Below are 16,759 nucleotides of genomic sequence, written 5' to 3' on the forward strand. Positions count from 1 at the left end.
ATGCAGGCCACCGAGATTCATCTCGCGTCCCGCCCCGAGGGCGAGCCGGTGCCGGACAACTTCCGCACTGTCACCACCGAACTACCGGCGCTCGAGGACGGTCAGATCCTCGTGCGCAACACCGTCATGTCGGTCGATCCGTACATGCGCGGCCGCATGAACGACGTCAAGTCCTACGTCCCGCCGTTCCAGTTGGATGCGCCTCTCGACGGCGGCGCGGTCGGTGAGGTCGTCGAAACCCGTTCCGACGCTTTTGTTGTCGGCGACGCCGTCTCGCACGGTAAGGGCTGGCGCGACGTCGCGATCGTCGACGCGTCCTCGGCGAAGAAGATCGATCTGGACAAGGCGAAGGCGTCGGCCTACCTCGGCGCACTCGGCCTGACCGGTCTGACCGCGTACGCGGGACTCACCGCCGTCGCACAGTTCAAGGAAGGCGATACCGTATTCGTGTCCGGCGCAGCCGGAGCCGTCGGTTCGCTCGTCGGACAGATCGCGAAAGCACTGGGCGCGGGCCGCGTCATCGGCAGCGCCGGTTCACCCGAGAAGGTGCGACGCCTCCAGGAACTCGGCTTCGACGCCGCGTTCGACTATCACGACGGGTCCGTGAAAGAGCAACTCGCGCAGGCAGCTCCGGACGGCATCGACGTCTACTTCGACAACGTCGGCGGTGATCACCTGGAAGCGGCCATCGCGTCGGCCAACACGTACGCGCGTTTCGCGTTGTGCGGAGCGATCTCTCAGTACAACGCGACGGAGCCGACCCCCGCTCCGCGCAACCTCGCGCTCGCGATCGGCAAGGAATTGACGCTGAAGGGCTTCATCGTCGGTTCCTACCGCCAGCTGTCGGGCGAGTTCGCCGAGAAGATGGCGACGTGGCTCGCCGACGGCTCCGTCCAGTGGGACGAGACCGTCGTCGACGGTCTCGAGAATGCGCCGAAGGCGTTCATCGGACTTCTTCGCGGTGAGAACACCGGAAAGATGGTCGTCACCATCTGATGTGAGACCGGTGGCGCGGCGGTCACTCGTCGCGCCACCGATAGGTGACGCCGGTCAGCGCCTCCGATTTCTCCCACAGTCCGGCCGCGACGGTTCGATCACGTGCTCGCGCAGCGTATCCCACGATCGTCGGATACCCACGCAGTTCGAACGGCCCGTCCGGGCCGATGTACAACCCGCTCGTCACCTCGGGCGACGTCGCGGCGTAGAGCTCCGGGAGCGCACCCATCTCTGCACTCTGCGCGAACAGGTTTCCGATGCCCATGACCTTGTCGTAGACAGTTTCGGTGTGCGACTGCAGATTCGTCCGCGCGTAACCCGGATGCGCCGCAAGCGATTTCACCGATGATCCGCTTGCAGCCAGGCGCCGGTCGAGTTCCAGCGCGAACATCAGATTCGCCAGTTTGGATTGTCCGTACGCTCCCCACCGCCGGTAGGGCCGTCGGTCGTAGTTCGGATCGTCCAGGTGAATTCGGCCGATCTGGTGCAGACCGCTCGACATCGTCACGACGCGATCGGTGATGCGGGGCAGCAGCAGACCCGTCAACGCGAAATGGCCGAGATGGTTGGTGCCGAACTGCATCTCGAAGCCGTCGACGGTTCGTCGGTTCGGCACTGCCATCACGCCCGCATTGTTGATCAGAACGTCGACGGTGTCGACCGTGTGCGCGAACTCCCGCACGGACCCCAGGTCTGCCAGATCCAGTCGACGCACGTGCGCCCGCGGTCCGATGCTCCGCGCGACGGCGTCGCCCTTGTTCGTGTCTCGACAGGCGAGGACGACGTCGGCGCCCGCCTTTCCGAGCGTCCGCGCGGTCACTTCACCCAATCCGCTGTTCGCCCCGGTGACGATGAAGCGCCGCCCGGTCAGATCGGGAATGTCGGACGCAGTCCAGGCGGGGTCGGAGGTCATCGCCCGAGCCTAAGGCCCACCAAGCATCAGCGTGATGCGATTGCGGACGCGTGATTCATCGGCGGCCGGTCGTCCGTCATCAACGGCGAGGTGACCGCGTGGAACGGGTCGTCGCCGAGGCCGAACACCCTGTGTTCCTGCGTCGAGTCGGGAATTCCGAGCCGGCCGAACATCGTGGCCATGATCTGACGGCTCATCATCGCGAGTTCGGACGACGGACGATTGCGGTGCTCTCGCACACCGAGGTTGACCTGGCCTATCGCGTCGACGCCGAGTCTGTCGTACGTGTCGAGCAGAATGCCGATCTCGACGCCGTAGCCCGGCGCGAACGGTATTGCCGCGAGCAGCTCACGCGTCGCCGCGTATTCGCCGCCCAAGGGCTGCAACACGCCGGCAAGTTCGGGGCGCAACGCGGTCAGAAGGGGGCGAGCCACCAGTTCGGTGACGCGGCCGCCGCCCTGCTCGGTCGCGACGCCGTCGACATGCAGCGGCCGCCGATAGAACCCCTTGACGAGCTGCACACGACTTCCGAGGAGCAACGGCCCGAGGAGCGACGGCACGAATCGGGGGCTGGGATCGACGAGGTCGGAGTCGACGAACACGACGACGTCACCCGTCGTCGCCGCGAGCGATCGCCACAGCACCTCGCCCTTGCCGGGGCGCGGAGCGAGCCCGGGGAACGCTTCCTCTCGCGTGACGACCCGCGCGCCCGCGCGTCGCGCCTCCGCCGCGGTGGCGTCTACCGATCCCGAATCGACGACGACCAATTCGTCGACGAGCGTTCCGAGCAACGGCACGACCGACGCGACGACGTCGGCCACCGTCGACTCCTCGTTCAACGCAGGAAGGACGACCGACACAGTCCGACCACACTTGGCGTCGATCAGCTCGGCCACGGACCAGTCCGGCGTCCGCCACGAATGTCGAAGCACCCCCGAATTCATTGCGACACCCCCATCGCCGACGCGAGCAACGGCCACGAGTCGTGCATGTCCTGTTGCCAATAGCCCCACGAGTGCGTTCCGGAATCGCGCAGGTTGTAGGTCGCCGGGATACCGAGCGACTCGAGCCTCGTCTGCAACTGCCGCGAGCACACGTCGGTCGCCCTCTCGATGAGCGCGCCGACGGCGAGTTGCTCGGCGAGCTTGGCCGGATTGCCTGCGATGTCCGGGCCGTCGATCGTGTCGAGCGGTCCCGGCAGTCCCGACCCGCTCGAGACGTACAGGGCCGTGCCACGCAGCTTGTCGGCGTGCACGAACGCGTCGTGTTCCACCCACGAAGGATCCGAATCCGGCCCCCACATGTTGAGAGTGTTTCCGCGGCCGCGCATTTCGACGACCGACTTCACGTACGCCCGGCCGAGCGGGTCCGACGTCATCGCACACCCGCTGTACGACGCGGCTCCCCGATAAAGCCCTGGATGTTCGATCGCCAGCTGCAACACCGACGTTCCCGCCATCGAGATGCCGGCGATGGCGTTGACCCCGTTACCGGAGAATTCGGCGTCGACGACGGGAGGCAGTTCCTCGGCGAGGAACGTCGACCACTTGTTGCGCCCAAGGACAGGGTCGTCGTGTTGCCAGTCGGTGTAGTAGCTCGCGGCCCCACCGGTGGGCACGACGACGTTGACCTGCTTGTCACCGAAGAACGCCGGTATGTCGGTGCGGTCGAACCAGCTGCTGCCGCCGTATCCACCTGCCGCGCCGTTGAGGAGATACAGCGTGGGAGCGGGGATGTCGGGGTTCGCGGCACGGAACACAGTGAGGTCGACGGGGCGGTCCATCGACGGCGAGTAGACCTGCAGCGACGTGGTGCGGTCGGAGACGGATGCGGCGTCGACCACGTACGCGACGTCGGAAGGTGCTGCGGCGGAGGGCATTCCGTACGCGAACGCACAGATGCATGCCGCGGCCACGGCAACGAACGACGACGCGACAGTGCGATACGGCATTTGCGAAATGCTATGTCGGACTCGGCAACAGGATCGACGACGGACGGCAAGTCTGTCAGATGTCGGTGCGGGACGACGCGATCCTTTGGGCCCCTTCACAAGGCGCGCTCATGTTTGGGGCCATTCACAAGGCCGAACACGTGCCTGCGACGAAGTCTCGGCCCCATCATGGACAGCGTGCGGGCGTTCTGCCGCGCACAGTGTCTGCACATCGCATACGGAAAGAAGGATGTCGCGTGGTCAGCTTCGGACTCATCGGTGAATGGAACCCCGTACCCGGACACGTGACGACGTGGAAGCCGACCCCCGAATGCATCGCTCGCGTGCACGCCGCGCCGCCGCACCCGGTGCCACCGTCGCACATCCAGGAGGAGTATCTGAAGTCCGCGTACCGAAACCGGGACTCGGGCTTTCGTTTCTCCCGTTTGTGCCTCGTCACGTTCGACATCTTCGAACCGTTGAACGCGGATGCGATGACGCAGGCCGTCAACGGCTTCCTGCGTAAGCACGACACGTTCGCGAGCTGGTTCCACACCGACGAACACGGTGTGGTGCGCCACGTCACCGATCCCGAGTTCATCGAGCTCGCGCCGACCGACGTCGGTGAGTTCGACGACCAGGAAGCCCTGCGGCAGCATGTCCAGGACACCACTCCTGGCCCGACGAGCTGGGATTGCTTCTCGTTCGGCGTCATCGATCACGGGGACACGTTCACCGTCTATGCCGCGGTCGATCATCTGAACACCGACGGAATCTCGCAGGCACTGACGTTCTTCGAACTCCGGACGCTCTACACCGAGGCGGCTGCAGGCACCCTGAACGTGCAGCCGTGCCTGGGCAGTTACCTCGAGTACTGCACTCGCGAACGCGAGGCGAGTGCCCAGCTGACGTCCCGGTCGCACGAGGTCCGCACGTGGATCGACCTGGTCCGAGAGAACGGCGGCGACCTCCCGACCTTCGCGCTACCGCTCGACGCGCACGCCGAGAAGTACACACGCTCGGAAGTGAGGGACTTCCCGCTGTTCGACAAGGAACTTGCGGATGCCTTCGACGAGGCCTGCGAGCGCGCAGGCGCCAAGATCACCGGCGGGATCTTCGCCGCCGCAGCGATCGCCGAGTACGAGTTGGTCGGCAAGAAGAACTACCTGGGCCTGACCCCGAAGAGCACCCGCACGACGCCCGGCGAGTTCGGCGCCATCGGCTGGTTCTCCAGCCTCATCCCCGTGCATTTCACCGTGTCCGGAACGTTGACCTTCTCCCATCTCGCGGGAGTTGCGCAGCGCGCCTTCAAGTCCGGCAAGCTGCTGTCCGACGTCTCCTACCACCGCGTACTCGAGCTGGTCACGCCCGACAGCGGCATCACGACGCAACCGGGCTGGTCCGCACCGATGATCTCCTACGTCGACGTGCGCAAACTTCCCGGCGCCGACATCGTGTCCAGCGTCAACGGCGGCCTGTTCGGCAACCAGGGCAGCTCCGACGAGGTCTACATGTGGATCAATCGGTTCGAGAACCACACCGGCGCGACGTTCATGTTTCCCGGCACCGACGTCGCGCGTCGGTCCATCGACCGCTACTTCGCGGCCATCGGCGACGTCTTCCTGTCCGTGGCTCGCACCGGTGACTATTCGTTCGCCGACGCGGTGTCGGGAAGGACCGCGTAATCGTCGTGACGTCGACTCGTCACATCGCGTACCGCAGGCTGTGCGCATGCCTGATGGCGGTGTTCATGCTGATGATCGACGTCACGATCGTCAATGTGGCCCTACCGTCCATCGCCGACGACATCGAGGCCGATGCCAGCGCGCAGGCATTGATCGTGTCGTCGTACACGCTCGCGTTCGCGTGCACGTTGCTGACCGGGGCCTGGCTCGGTGGACTGGTCGGTCGCCGAACCGTGTTCGTCTGCGGGATGGCCGGTTTCGTCGCGGCGTCGATCCTGTGCGGATTGGCCGGGTCACCGGAACTACTCGTCGTGGCGCGCGTGGCCCAGGGCATCGCGGGCGGTCTGGTGTCCGGCCAGACCGTCGCGGTGATCGCGTCGTCGTTTCCACGCGAGCGTCACAGCGTCGTGTTCGCGATGTACGGCGCGACGGCGGGTGGTGCAGCCGTTCTCGGGCCGTCGATCGGTGGAGTTCTGGTGTCGCTCGATCTTCTTCAATGGGGTTGGCGCACGGTGTTCTTCGTCAACGCGCCGATCGGTCTGACGGCCCTCGCGCTCGCCGCGTCGAGCCTGTCCGACGCGAGACCGGCCACATTGCCACGGTTGGATCTGCGCGGAGTCGCCCTCTCCACGCTGGGCCTGGTGCTGCTCGTCTATCCGTTGACGCACAGCTACCGGCACGGCTGGTCGCTGCCGACAGTGCTCTCGGTCGTCGCATCCATGGCCTTCTGCGCTCTGTTCGTCGTACACGAGAAGCGCTGGTCTCGAATGGATCACGAGCCGATGCTTCGACTCGAGCTGTTCCGCCGGCGAACGTTCGCGATCGGGTGTGCGCTGTCGATCCTGATGTTCGGATCGTTCACCGGCTTCTTCTTCACCGTGTCGCTGAGTCTGCAATTCGGCCTCGAACTGTCCCCCGTGCGTACCGGCGTCGTGACGGTCCCGTTCGCGCTCGGCGCGGCCGTGTTCTCGGTTCTGTCGCCGAAAATGTTCGCACGCATCGGAACTCGCATGCTGCCGCTCGGTTTCGTGCTGTTCGGTGTGTCGCTGCTGTGTTTCGCAGCACTGTCCTACCACGAGTCGACGGCGAAAAGTGTCGCCGCTCTTGCCTTTCCGTTGTTCGTCGGCGGCGCGGGTATCGGCGTCTTCGTCGCGCCGCTGCAGACGACGATCGTCTCCGGCACCGACAGCTCCACGGTCGGTTCCGCGTCGGGGATCATCCCGACCGTGCAGCAGGTCGGACAGGCCGTCGGACTGGCGTTGGTCGGTCTCCTCTTCTTCCACCAGTTGTCCGATCTGACACCGTCGGTGCCACCCGGCAGTGTCGGGTGGGCGTCCGCCCAGCCGTACGTCGTCGCGCAGCGCCACGTCTTCTTCGTGTTGACTGCCGTCGTCGCGGCCTCGGCCCTTCTCGCCCTCGCTCTGCCGAAGAAGGTCGAAAGCCCTCCCGCAGTTCCCGTCTCCGCCTGATCCATGTCACCACCGAGAAGAAGGACCACCGTGCGTACTCGTCTCACCGCAGTCTTCGTCGCCGTCGCCGCCGTGTGCGGCCTCCTCGCCGGGGCATCCTCCGCGGCAGCCGACCCCGTTGCACTGGCCCCCGATCCCGACGCGTTCTACGCCGCGCCACCCACGATCGGCGACGCGGCCCCGGGCGACGTTCTGGATTCCCGACGCGCCGACAGTCCGCGATACCCGAACACCGACATCTGGCAGATCAAGTACCGGTCGACGAACTCCTCCGGCGACCCGATCGCCGCCGTGACGACGGTCCTCATGCCGCGCGGCCGAGGGGAAGGAACGCCCCTCGTCTCGTATCAGGCGATCGTCAACGCACTGGGGACGAAGTGTGCACCGTCGCACGGCCTGTTCTCCGACGAACTGATCGAGGCACCCGCCGTCTACCTGGGCATGGTCGCCCGCGGATGGGCCGTTGCGGTACCCGACTACCTCGGGCCGAACGCGGCGTACGGCGCGGCGAGGATGGCCGGTCAGATCACCCTCGACGGAGTGCGCGCGGTGCAGCGATTCCAGCAGCTTCCGCTCGCCGATTCGCCTGTCGGCCTGCTCGGGTACTCGGGCGGCGGCTTGGCGACGTCGTTCGCCGCCGCGATCGCCCCTAGTTACGCACCGGAATTGGAGATCGCGGGCATCGCCGAGGGCGGAATCCCGTCGGATCTCGCACAGATCGCGCAGAACCTCGCCTACAGTCCGCAGCCTCACCCCGGCTTCGGTATGGCGATGGCCGTCGCGCTCGGTCTCGAACGCGAATACCCCGAGCGCTTCCCGATCACCGAGAACTTGAACGACCGGGGAATGTCATTGCGCAACAAGATGTTCAACGAGTGCAGACGGTCCATCCTTATCGACGGCGCGTTCCACAGCGCGCGAGATCTGACGACGGCCGCGTCTCTCGCGGACACGCCGAGTGCGCAGGAGGTACTGCGTGAGAACAGCGTGACGTTCTACGAGGGCGTCCCGACTGCGCCGTTGTTCGTCTGGCAGGGTGTGAACGATTTCATCGCGCCGTTCCAGCCCGTCCGCGACATGGTCGGTCGATACTGTGCGGCAGGTGCGACCGTTCAGTTCCGCGGATACCCTGCTGCCGAACATTTCTCGGCGACGGTCGTCGGTCTTCCCGAGGCCTACCTGTGGCTCGACGCACGATTCCGGGGTGAGCCCGCACCCACCAACTGCTGAGGCGGATAGGGTGAGCGCCATGGCCCGCGCTCCCCTTCCCATCCGCAACGGCCTCGGACCTACCCGTATCAGGATGCCCGACGACGCGTCGGCCTCCACCGTTCTCGACTATCTCGTCGGCAGGTTCCCACAGGATGCCGATCGGTTGCGGGAGAAGGTGGCTGCTCGCGAGGTGGTGGATGCGGCAGGTGTCCCGATCGGAGTCGGCACGCCGCTCGTCCCCCGCGCCGACATCTACCTCTACCGGGACGAGCCGGACGAACCCGTCGTCCCGTTTCCGATCGACATTCTTCATCGCGACGAGAATCTCGTCGTCGTCGACAAACCTCATTTCCTCGCGACGACGCCACGGGGTGCGTACGTCACGCGGTCCGCGCTCGTCGTGCTCCGACGTCAGCTCGATCTGCCCGACCTCAGTCCGGCGCATCGGCTGGATCGACTGACGTCGGGTGTACTCGTGTTCACCGCACGGCCGCAGGTTCGACGCGCCTATCAGGAACTGTTCGCGCACCGCGCCGTCGAGAAGGAGTATCACGCCGTCGCACGGTTCGATCCCGATCTGACGTTCCCGCGGACAGTCCGAAGCCGAATGATCAAGGAGCGCGGCGTTCTTCGCGCCGAGGAAGTCCCGGGCGAGCCCAATGCGGAAACACGCGCAGACATCGTCCGGCACGACGGCGTGCACGCACTGTATTCGCTACGGCCGAGAACCGGTCGCACACACCAACTTCGGCTTCACATGAGCTCGCTCGGCGTCCCGATCCTCGGCGACAACTTCTACCCGGAGTTCTACGACGTGGCCGACGACGACTACTCCGCGCCTCTGCAACTGCTCGCACGGTCCATCGAGTTCGTCGACCCGTTCACCCGTGAACGTCGGGCGTTCACGAGTACCCGCTCGTTGCAGCTCCCTACTCGGGCATAGACAACACGTCGCCGTGCGAGAAGTTGTTCTCGGCTATTTCCGCGGTCCTGACGGCGATTCGGTGCGACAACACCGCCATCGTGAACAATCCGATCGCAACGTTGCCGAGGGCCGCGAATCCTTCCTGGGCGAAATCGACGAGCGCATTGAGCATCGTGAAGATCAGCGCGGCGATCCGCAACATTCGCAGCGGCCACAATTTCTTGTTTCGCAACGCCACGACCGACGGCAACGACAGAGCAAACGTCGTGCAGGACGACAGGAACAGAATTCCGCTCGCGATTCCCATCCTGTCGATGTCGAGCGTCGTGTCCTCGGAGTCGAAGTGGAAGTCCCCGACCACCAATTGGACGATGCCGAAGACGACGCCCGCGAACGACGCCAGCGTCATCCCCCACGCGACGACGGGCACCCAGCGCGAACTCTTGAAGAAGGCGGGAATCAGGCGCGGCGCGAACCGTCGCATCGTGTACAGCCGGGCACTTCCCGGACTGCAGTTCCCGAGCAACAGCCGCAGACCGCTGACGGTCTCGGCGTCGGCACCTTCCGCTTCGGCACGCGCAACCATGCGCAGAGCCCACTCGCGACGATGTTCCGGCAAGCCGTGCGCCACCCCCTCCGCCGCGATGAGAGCCGCGTTGGCGAGCGTCTCCTCGCGCGACGGCCTACGCGCGTCCCGCACGATGCGGTTGCCGACGAGGACGACGACCACGAGCACGTACATGATCTCGGCCGACGGGCCGTAGAAGTAGTCGTTGTTCTTCGTGACGAACTTGCCGACCTCGTCGAGGAACAGTCCGAACCCGATTCCACCCAACACCACGGCGAACGCGCGCACCCCGAATCCGATGAAGAGCCAGCCGATCAGCAGAGCCAACATCATCGCGGCGCCGCCCCACAGCGCGTGCGCGATGTGCAGAGTGCCACCACCGACCTGCGGGTAGCCGGTCATTTCCAGGTACAGGCGCGTCACCAGAATCGTCGCGATCGCGATGATCATGAACGCCTCGGTCGTCGCACTCCCGTACGCGTTGCGCAGTATCGGTGACCGGCCGACCCGCGCAGTCGACGGCGCAATCCCGGTTGCCATCGCACCAGTATGAGCGGCCCGGACCACCGGACGACGCGTTTCGACCGACTAGGGCGACTGTGGCGAAAGCTACGATCACACCCATGAAGTTCCGAACACTCGCCCTCACGTCCGGCCTGTCGCTCGCGCTCGTCGTGGCAGGTTGCAGTTCCGAGGATCAGTCCGAGGCGAATCAGACCCTCGACAACGCGGCAGGCTCGGCCAGCAGCGTGGCCGCCAGCCTCGGCGAGCAGGCGGGAAATCTGTTCGACGACGCGAAGGTCGAGGCGTTCGTCGTGGCCTTCCGCGCACAGTTCGGCGCTCTTGCCGACAGCCGTGACGACAACGCGATCAAGGCCCTGTTGAACAGCACGTGCGCCGAGATCGCGAGCGGAACCGACGAGTCGACCGTCGTCTCCGAACTCGAAGTCGAGGCGGCGTCCGGTGACGTCCGCCCCTCGACCGAGCAGGCGCAGCGCATCTACGATCAGGCAAAGCTGGCCTGCAGCTGAGCGAACGGCTTGACAAACTTCTTTGCTGAAACTGCAATAGTCGTATGAGCACGCCGGAACGAGAGATCGACGACGTCATCGCAGGCGTCGGCCCGCGCCTACGTCGGCTCCGCAGCGAACGGGGTACGACGCTCGCCGCTCTCGCGGAGACAACGGGAATTTCGCTGAGCACGTTGTCCAGACTCGAATCCGGCGACCGCAAGCCCAGCCTCGAACTGCTGTTGCCGATCGCTCGTGCGCACCAGATTCCGCTCGACGAGTTGATCAGCGAACCACCTGTCGAAGACCCGCGCGTCACGGGCACCCCGGTGCGCCGCGAGAACGTGACGATCCAACCGCTCACGCGTCGGCCCGGCGGCATGCAGGCCTACAAGATCGTCGTGGACCCGGACCGGCACGAACCGTCCCCGCGCGTCCACGAGGGGTACGAATGGTTGTACGTTCTCAACGGTTCGCTCCGTCTCGTGCTCGGTGAACACGACATCGTCATGAAGCCCGGCGAGGCCGCCGAGTTCGACACCCGCGTTCCGCATTGGTTCGGCGCAGCAGACGGAAGACCCGTCGAGATCCTCAGTCTGTTCGGGCCGCAGGGGGAACGGATGCACGTTCGCGCGAAACCATCCGAGTCTTAGCGCATCGGCTACTTTCTCGTCGGTGGCGTGTGGCAGAGTGAGCGCTCTCACGAACAGTGAAATAGCTCTCAGCTCGATCACGATTACTACGCATCTCGAGGAATGTTCATGACAGACAGAAGTCCCGACACAACGACGTCTCGGGGACCCGCTTCACGCACCGATGTCGATATCGCGACGGGTGTGCTCGTCGGTTTGCAGGGAGGTAGCGTCTCTGCCGCGGTCGACGATTTGTTCTCCACCGCCCGTGACAATCGGGTGAGCCTGTTCGAGCTGGCGCGCGCGGTGATCACGTTGGCAGAGGGTGGGGACCGCGGCGACACCGAGACCCGCCGAGTGGCTCTCGCACGCTGGGGCGCCCATCTTGCCCCGCGTTCAGCGTCGGAAGACAGTGTCTCCGCGTAGTTCCGGAAAACGTGCCGTCATGTTGTCGATCTGACGATACATCTCGTACAGCTCCTTCCGGAGCACACTCGCCTGCGCCTCGAGTTCCCGCGCGCGTGCCTCGGCCTTGTCGGCACGCGCGCGGAACGCCCGCGCCTGAGCGACCTCTATCGAGGTCGTGCACTTCTCGATGTGCTCGGCCAATCCAGCAGCGAATACACGCGCTTGTGCGAGATTGACGTCGTAATTGTCGTCGCGTCGATGGGGGTCGATGAGATCGTCCTTCGGTGGCACACGGATTCGTGTCTATCGGGATTTCGGTTGAATCGTGGATGACTCCGCGGAACACGATACGCGGCAACACAATGCGTGCCCGCACGACCTACGAGAACACGAGAGCCAGAACGACCGACGCCGATGTCGCCGCGATAGCGACGATGACGAGCGTCGCCAGGATTCGCTGCCTGAGAGGCCGCCCCGACGCCCCACCGGCGGACATCGGGAATGCGTCGTCGACGAAGTCGTCGGCGTCGACGCCGTACTCGTCGAAATAGATCGTGTCGCGCGGCGGCACCCAGACCTGCCCGTTGCTCGCGACGGCGGCCGACAGACGATCGAGACGCATCTTCGCCTGAGCCGGGTAGTAGTCGGACGGCGCGTTGATCGGCAGAACCTGCGCCAGCGAGATCGGCGAACGATGCCGAGCCTCCAACGCAGCGAAGGCGGCCGACGCGGTGGGGTCGTCGTCTTCTTTGGACGTCAGGAACCACGCGGCTCCTGCGCCGACGCGATCTCCCATGAGGAGGTGAGTGTAGGCGAGAAGCTCCAGAACGGGTTGCGACGCCGGGGCAGTTCTCAGCGCCGAATAGAGCCGATCGCGGGCCGACGTGTAGTCGCCTCGGGCGAGGTCGGCCTGTGCTTGATCGATGACATCCACCGAATCAGCGTAGCGATGTTCGGGGGCAAGAGAAGGCCGGGTTCCGAATCGGAATCGACAGCCGTGATGTGCGCGTGCGCGCGAAGATTGTGGTGGCCAGGGCCGGGATCGAACCGGCGACCTTCCGCTTTTCAGGCGGACGCTCGTACCAACTGAGCTACCTGGCCGGGCGGCACCGGTAAGAATGCCCACTCGTAACTCTGCACTGCATGCAACTCTTGCACTACTGGTGACGCTGACTTGCATCGCAACTCAGTGCTTTCGCACTGATTTTGCGACCCTGACGGGACTCGAACCCGCGACCTCCGCCGTGACAGGGCGGCGCGCTAACCAACTGCGCCACAGGGCCTTGCTCGAATTTCTGTCGAAATTCACTGCCGCAAACCTTAGCAGAAGTTTTTTCTGCTTCGAACCGCGGCGGCCTGCAAGAGACTGCTGTACTGCTGGCCGGTTTGTCAATTCCGACCGTGTCCTACCGTACCCCCTACGGGATTCGAACCCGCGCTACCGCCTTGAAAGGGCGGCGTCCTAGGCCGCTAGACGAAGGGGGCCCGCCGGATTGCTCCGGCGCTACCCTCAACGGCGTTCCGTTGGGAGCTGGGATAGCTTAGGACACTTTTCGCGGAAAACTCAAACCGGCAGGTCAGAGGCGTTTTCAGCGCTCGAGACGGTGTTTTCGGACCAGCCGCGGGTGCGCCAGGCGTCCAACCACTGAGGGGTTGCCATCGCGAACAGGATCACCTCGAGCGATTCCTCGAACATCGCGCGTAGGTCCCGGCTGTCGGACACGAGATCGGCCATGTAGCGCTGACCGGCCAACGATGCGGACAACACGCGTACGAACTTCTCCGGCGTGAACTCGTCCGAGAGGTCACCCAACTCCTGGGCGCGACGGGCCTGCTCGAGGCCGGCGAGACCCCACACCTTCCCGCCTCCGGACTGCACCTCGCTGTAGAACTCGGGCTCGACGATGAGCCGGAATTCGGCGCGAACGATCACGTCCGACTGGAAGCTGCGGGCCAGGTCGTCGATGATTCCGTGGAGCACGTCGAACGGGTGCAGCGTCGACCCTCTCCAGCGTTCGGTGATCGCGACATACTTGTCGAGAGCGGCGCTCAGTACGGCCCTTGCCAGGTCCTCTTTCGACTGGAAGTGGAAGTACATCGCACCCTTGGTGGCGTTGGAGCCCTCCAGGATGGTGTTGACCGACGCTGCCGCATACCCACGACGCGCGAACTCCGATGCCGCAGCCTCGACGATCGCCGCCCGGGTCCTCCGTGCGCGCTCTTGTTGTGCCATTGGTTTTCCGTGCCTTCCAAACCCACGCGACCCGCTCTATCAGCGGCTTACCGCAATTTCGAGACTACTTCACTGCAGCGCGAAAAGACCGTCCTCCACCTTGGAACTCCTCGAGAAACCGAGAAACGGACAAATCCGCGGACCATTACAAACAATCCGAGTGGTATGGTCTCTTCGGCTCGAGTGCGCTGCAGGGGGTGCGCACTCGAGTCGCCGACTTCTTCAGCGCACCTCGTGACGACACCTCTCGGGAGTGTGTCATCCTCCCGAGCCGCCGGGCTTCTTCCGGCGGTCTACGACACCACCCACCCTACCCGGTTTTCATACGTAACCGTCGGATCGTTTCGTCTGCCCGATCGCGTCGACGACGGCCTCGGCACACGCGATCGCACGTAGACGAGAATCAGCTTTCGGGCCCCACCCGATCGAATTACCCGAGGCGAAAAACAGGCATCCGGCCCGATAGTGCTTCACGCCGAATCCAAGGGATCGAAAACCCGAACATTTCACGGTCGTACGGTATCGAGAAATCGATAGTTGAACCAAGAATCACATTATCCGAGAACGTGTTTCGCAGTTACTTTTCGACCTATACTCCTTCGTGCAACCCGTTGCGACACAGCAACTTTCGAATCATCTCGCTCGATGTTCCAGTTAATACACTGCGTCCGAATACATTCGAAAGCAACCCGTTCTGTAACGGTTCGAAATCGACACAGGCAGTTCCAACACGCCGGGCTTCGGTCGGTAATTAATGTGGCGTAGAGCACATCGGGTCGACGACGACTACGAATTCAGGTGACGGCATGATCATGGGAAGACTCGCAACTCGTTCAGCAGTAACCATTCTCGCGTGCGCACTCGTCGCAGCGACGCCGTGGACGGTCGACGCAGACCCGATAGCGGACTTCGTGTCTCCGGCGCAGGACCCGAGCCTGGCTGCAGCCACCCCGCTGGGCGAGCCGTGGTTCGACCCGCCGCCCGGATACGAAAGCTCCGCTCCAGGAACGGTTCTCGATACTCGCGACGTCACCGTCGGACCGCTGGTAACACCGACGCGATCGACTCAGATTCTGTTCCGCACCAGCGACTCCCACGACCGGCCGGTCGCTGCGACCACCACCGTCGTCGTTCCCACTGCCCCCTGGACCGGACCTGGTACGCGTCCGGTGGTCGCGTACAACATGGCCATCGATTCACTCGGAAACACGTGCGCCCCGTCGTGGACCCTGCCGCGCGGGATTGCGCCGGAAATTGCTGCGGTGCAACTGTTTCTGGCCAAGAACTATGCAGTCGTCGTCACCGACCATCAGGGACCGCGGCAGGCGTACGCCGCGGGCCGCATGGCAGGACACGCCGTCCTGGACGCGTTGCGCGCCATGGTGAACCTGCCCGGGCTGGGACTGCCACACGAATCTCCGATCGCGATCACCGGCTACTCGGGCGGCGCCATCGCGTCGGGTTGGGCCGCGCAGCTCGCTCCCGATTACGCGCCCGACGTCAACCTGGTCGGCACTGCGTTCGGCGGTGCTCCTGTCGATTACCGAATACTCCTCGGCTCCATGAACGGAAACAACGGCGCATCGACGCTGTTCCTCTCGGCCACGATGGGCGTCGCACGGGAGTACCCGGAGATGTTCCAACTCATGAACGCCAACGGCCTCAGGTTGGCGCAGATCGCCAAGGACATGTGCATTTATCTGTTGGCACCCCCCGGTCTGGTGGCACCCATTCCGGTGCAAGCTCTCTCGGACGTCCCGAACGTGGACCGCACGCCCATCGCGGAGCGGATCATCGCGGACAACCGGATGGGCGGAGACCTCGCTCCGTCGGCGCCCGTCTTCATCTACCAAGGACAGCAGGAATTCTGGATCCCTCGACAAGGGGCCGAGACGCTCTACGACGAATGGTGCGCGAACGGCGCGAACGTCAGACTCGAGGAGTACGTCGGCGAACACCTCGTCGTCGCGATCTCCGGGTTGCCCGGCTCTCACGCCTGGATCGACGACCGCCTCGCGGGCAAGCCTGCGCCGGAAGGGTGCAGCAGCTTCGGACGATGACAGGCCGAGGGGGTGCCTCGTGAGTCCTGGAGTGTGCACCACTACACTTTCGATCCGCGCCCCTATAGCTCAGTTGGTAGAGCTACGGACTTTTAATCCGCAGGTCGTAGGTTCGAGTCCTACTGGGGGCACCGAATGCGCACGGCTCGAACTTCACCGCGGCTCTTCGCCCGAAGTTCGAGCCCTTTTTCGTCGTCGGCCTGCGAAGGGCCCGTGACCGCGAGGCGAACAGCGGATGACGATTGCAACTCGATACCGCGACGAATGCGTTGCAGGCCGCGAAAGGGCAGTCACCCGTCGGGCAGACTGTCTGCGGCGACGCACAGCACATCGACAGCAAACATGCAGCCCTTTCCCGTTATGCAGTCGTACACTCGGTAACGGTTCGAGAACGGGGAACGAACCTGCAATGGGGGAAATCTCCGAAGTACCAGCCGGTAATCGTGATGCGCGACGCAGTTCGACGCGTGCACACAGCAAAGTTACGGTGCCGTAGGCTGGGTCCGGTTATCCGCAATGTCTGGAGGCAATGTAATGGCGAGGGATCTGACACAACTGGAACTGCTTCAAGAGCTGGTTCCTGTTGCGGAAGACAACGTGAACCGCCACTTGTCCATGGCCAGGGAGTGGCATCCGCACGACTACGTGCCGTGGGACGAGGGCCGTAACTTCGCCGAACTGGGTGGTGTGGACTACGACCCGGAGCAGAGCAAGCTCT

At 64.4% G+C, this 16,759-nt stretch carries 17 protein-coding genes and 4 tRNA genes; 11 read left to right on the forward strand and 10 right to left on the reverse strand.

The features are described from left to right. Positions 1-996: an NADP-dependent oxidoreductase gene (locus DK926_RS10140; protein WP_114330289.1), complete on the forward strand. Its 996-nt coding sequence runs from the start codon at positions 1-3 to the stop codon at positions 994-996. Positions 997-1,018: 22 nt separating this feature from the next. Here DK926_RS10140 and DK926_RS10145 read toward each other — a convergent pair whose 3' ends face one another. Genes DK926_RS10145 through DK926_RS10155 form a run of 3 tightly spaced genes read right to left on the reverse strand, consistent with a single transcriptional unit; the run spans position 1,019 to position 3,860 of the window. Next, a complete protein-coding gene (locus DK926_RS10145; protein ID WP_114330290.1) occupies positions 1,019-1,909 on the reverse strand; it encodes an oxidoreductase in 891 nt (296 codons plus the stop codon). Positions 1,910-1,935: 26 nt separating this feature from the next. Beyond that, complete coding sequence (locus DK926_RS10150; RefSeq protein WP_114330291.1) at positions 1,936-2,853, reverse strand: glucosyl-3-phosphoglycerate synthase; 918 nt, start codon at positions 2,851-2,853, stop codon at positions 1,936-1,938. Continuing rightward, entirely contained in the window at positions 2,850-3,860 is a 1,011-nt protein-coding gene (locus tag DK926_RS10155; protein WP_114330292.1) for an alpha/beta hydrolase family protein, read from the reverse strand. Before DK926_RS10155 ends, DK926_RS10150 begins: the two co-directional genes overlap by 4 nt. A 236-nt stretch (positions 3,861-4,096) precedes the next feature. On the opposite strand from DK926_RS10155, the gene DK926_RS10160 reads away from it, so the two are divergent. The 4 genes from DK926_RS10160 to DK926_RS10175 are packed head-to-tail and all read left to right on the forward strand — an operon-like array spanning position 4,097 to position 9,148. Further along, a complete protein-coding gene (locus tag DK926_RS10160; protein ID WP_114330293.1) occupies positions 4,097-5,524 on the forward strand; it encodes a condensation domain-containing protein in 1,428 nt (475 codons plus the stop codon). Between the two features lie 5 nt (positions 5,525-5,529). Then, on the forward strand, positions 5,530-6,993 hold the full coding sequence (locus DK926_RS10165; protein ID WP_243636739.1) for an MFS transporter: 1,464 nt from the start codon (positions 5,530-5,532) through the stop codon (positions 6,991-6,993). Between the two features lie 30 nt (positions 6,994-7,023). Further along, positions 7,024-8,223 carry a lipase family protein gene (locus DK926_RS10170; protein WP_114330294.1) on the forward strand — a complete coding sequence of 400 codons (1,200 nt, stop codon included), beginning with the start codon at positions 7,024-7,026 and terminating at the stop codon, positions 8,221-8,223. A gap of 19 nt (positions 8,224-8,242) precedes the next feature. Next, a complete protein-coding gene (locus DK926_RS10175) occupies positions 8,243-9,148 on the forward strand; it encodes a pseudouridine synthase (RefSeq protein WP_114330295.1) in 906 nt (301 codons plus the stop codon). Here DK926_RS10175 and DK926_RS10180 read toward each other — a convergent pair. Continuing rightward, positions 9,135-10,238 (reverse strand): hypothetical protein, encoded by a 1,104-nt coding sequence (locus DK926_RS10180; protein ID WP_114330296.1) that lies wholly within the window; start codon positions 10,236-10,238, stop codon positions 9,135-9,137. The two genes, DK926_RS10175 and DK926_RS10180, sit on opposite strands and share 14 nt — an antisense overlap. Positions 10,239-10,321: 83 nt before the next feature. Between DK926_RS10180 and DK926_RS10185 the strand changes: the two genes are divergently transcribed. From DK926_RS10185 to DK926_RS10195, 3 genes are all read left to right on the forward strand, one after another. Beyond that, positions 10,322-10,729: a hypothetical protein gene (locus tag DK926_RS10185; RefSeq protein WP_114330327.1), complete on the forward strand. Its 408-nt coding sequence runs from the start codon at positions 10,322-10,324 to the stop codon at positions 10,727-10,729. A 44-nt stretch (positions 10,730-10,773) separates the two neighbouring features. Beyond that, positions 10,774-11,361, forward strand: coding sequence for an XRE family transcriptional regulator (locus DK926_RS10190; protein WP_114330297.1), 588 nt, complete (start codon positions 10,774-10,776; stop codon positions 11,359-11,361). Between the two features lie 108 nt (positions 11,362-11,469). Continuing rightward, positions 11,470-11,766, forward strand: coding sequence for an ANTAR domain-containing protein (locus tag DK926_RS10195; protein WP_068426093.1), 297 nt, complete (start codon positions 11,470-11,472; stop codon positions 11,764-11,766). Here DK926_RS10195 and DK926_RS26850 read toward each other — a convergent pair. The 6 genes from DK926_RS26850 to DK926_RS10225 all read right to left on the reverse strand — a co-directional run bounded on the left by DK926_RS26850 (position 11,737) and on the right by DK926_RS10225 (position 13,981). Next, positions 11,737-12,039, reverse strand: a complete 303-nt coding sequence (locus DK926_RS26850; RefSeq protein ID WP_206030933.1) for a hypothetical protein — start codon at positions 12,037-12,039, stop codon at positions 11,737-11,739. The two genes, DK926_RS10195 and DK926_RS26850, sit on opposite strands and share 30 nt — an antisense overlap. A gap of 88 nt (positions 12,040-12,127) precedes the next feature. Then, positions 12,128-12,682 (reverse strand): DUF6584 family protein, encoded by a 555-nt coding sequence (locus DK926_RS10205; protein WP_068424832.1) that lies wholly within the window; start codon positions 12,680-12,682, stop codon positions 12,128-12,130. A gap of 90 nt (positions 12,683-12,772) precedes the next feature. Beyond that, positions 12,773-12,849 (reverse strand) — tRNA-Phe (locus DK926_RS10210). Between the two features lie 108 nt (positions 12,850-12,957). Next, a tRNA-Asp gene (locus DK926_RS10215) sits at positions 12,958-13,031 on the reverse strand. A 129-nt stretch (positions 13,032-13,160) separates the two neighbouring features. Then, positions 13,161-13,233, reverse strand: a tRNA-Glu gene (locus tag DK926_RS10220). Positions 13,234-13,312: 79 nt separating this feature from the next. Then, a complete protein-coding gene (locus DK926_RS10225) occupies positions 13,313-13,981 on the reverse strand; it encodes a TetR/AcrR family transcriptional regulator (RefSeq protein ID WP_068424835.1) in 669 nt (222 codons plus the stop codon). A gap of 806 nt (positions 13,982-14,787) precedes the next feature. On the opposite strand from DK926_RS10225, the gene DK926_RS10230 reads away from it, so the two are divergent. The 3 genes from DK926_RS10230 to DK926_RS10240 all read left to right on the forward strand — a co-directional run. After that, the gene (locus DK926_RS10230; protein WP_114330298.1) at positions 14,788-16,041 is read left to right on the forward strand and encodes a lipase family protein; all 1,254 of its coding nucleotides are present in this window, start codon (positions 14,788-14,790) and stop codon (positions 16,039-16,041) included. Positions 16,042-16,099: 58 nt separating this feature from the next. Then, positions 16,100-16,172, forward strand: a tRNA-Lys gene (locus DK926_RS10235). Positions 16,173-16,575: 403 nt separating this feature from the next. After that, on the forward strand, positions 16,576-16,759 hold a 184-nt coding region (locus DK926_RS10240), incomplete at its 3' end, for an acyl-ACP desaturase (RefSeq protein WP_165839551.1).

Source organism: Rhodococcus sp. Eu-32 (assembly GCF_003336925.1).
In the GTDB taxonomy this organism is placed as follows: domain Bacteria; phylum Actinomycetota; class Actinomycetes; order Mycobacteriales; family Mycobacteriaceae; genus Rhodococcoides; species Rhodococcoides kyotonensis_B.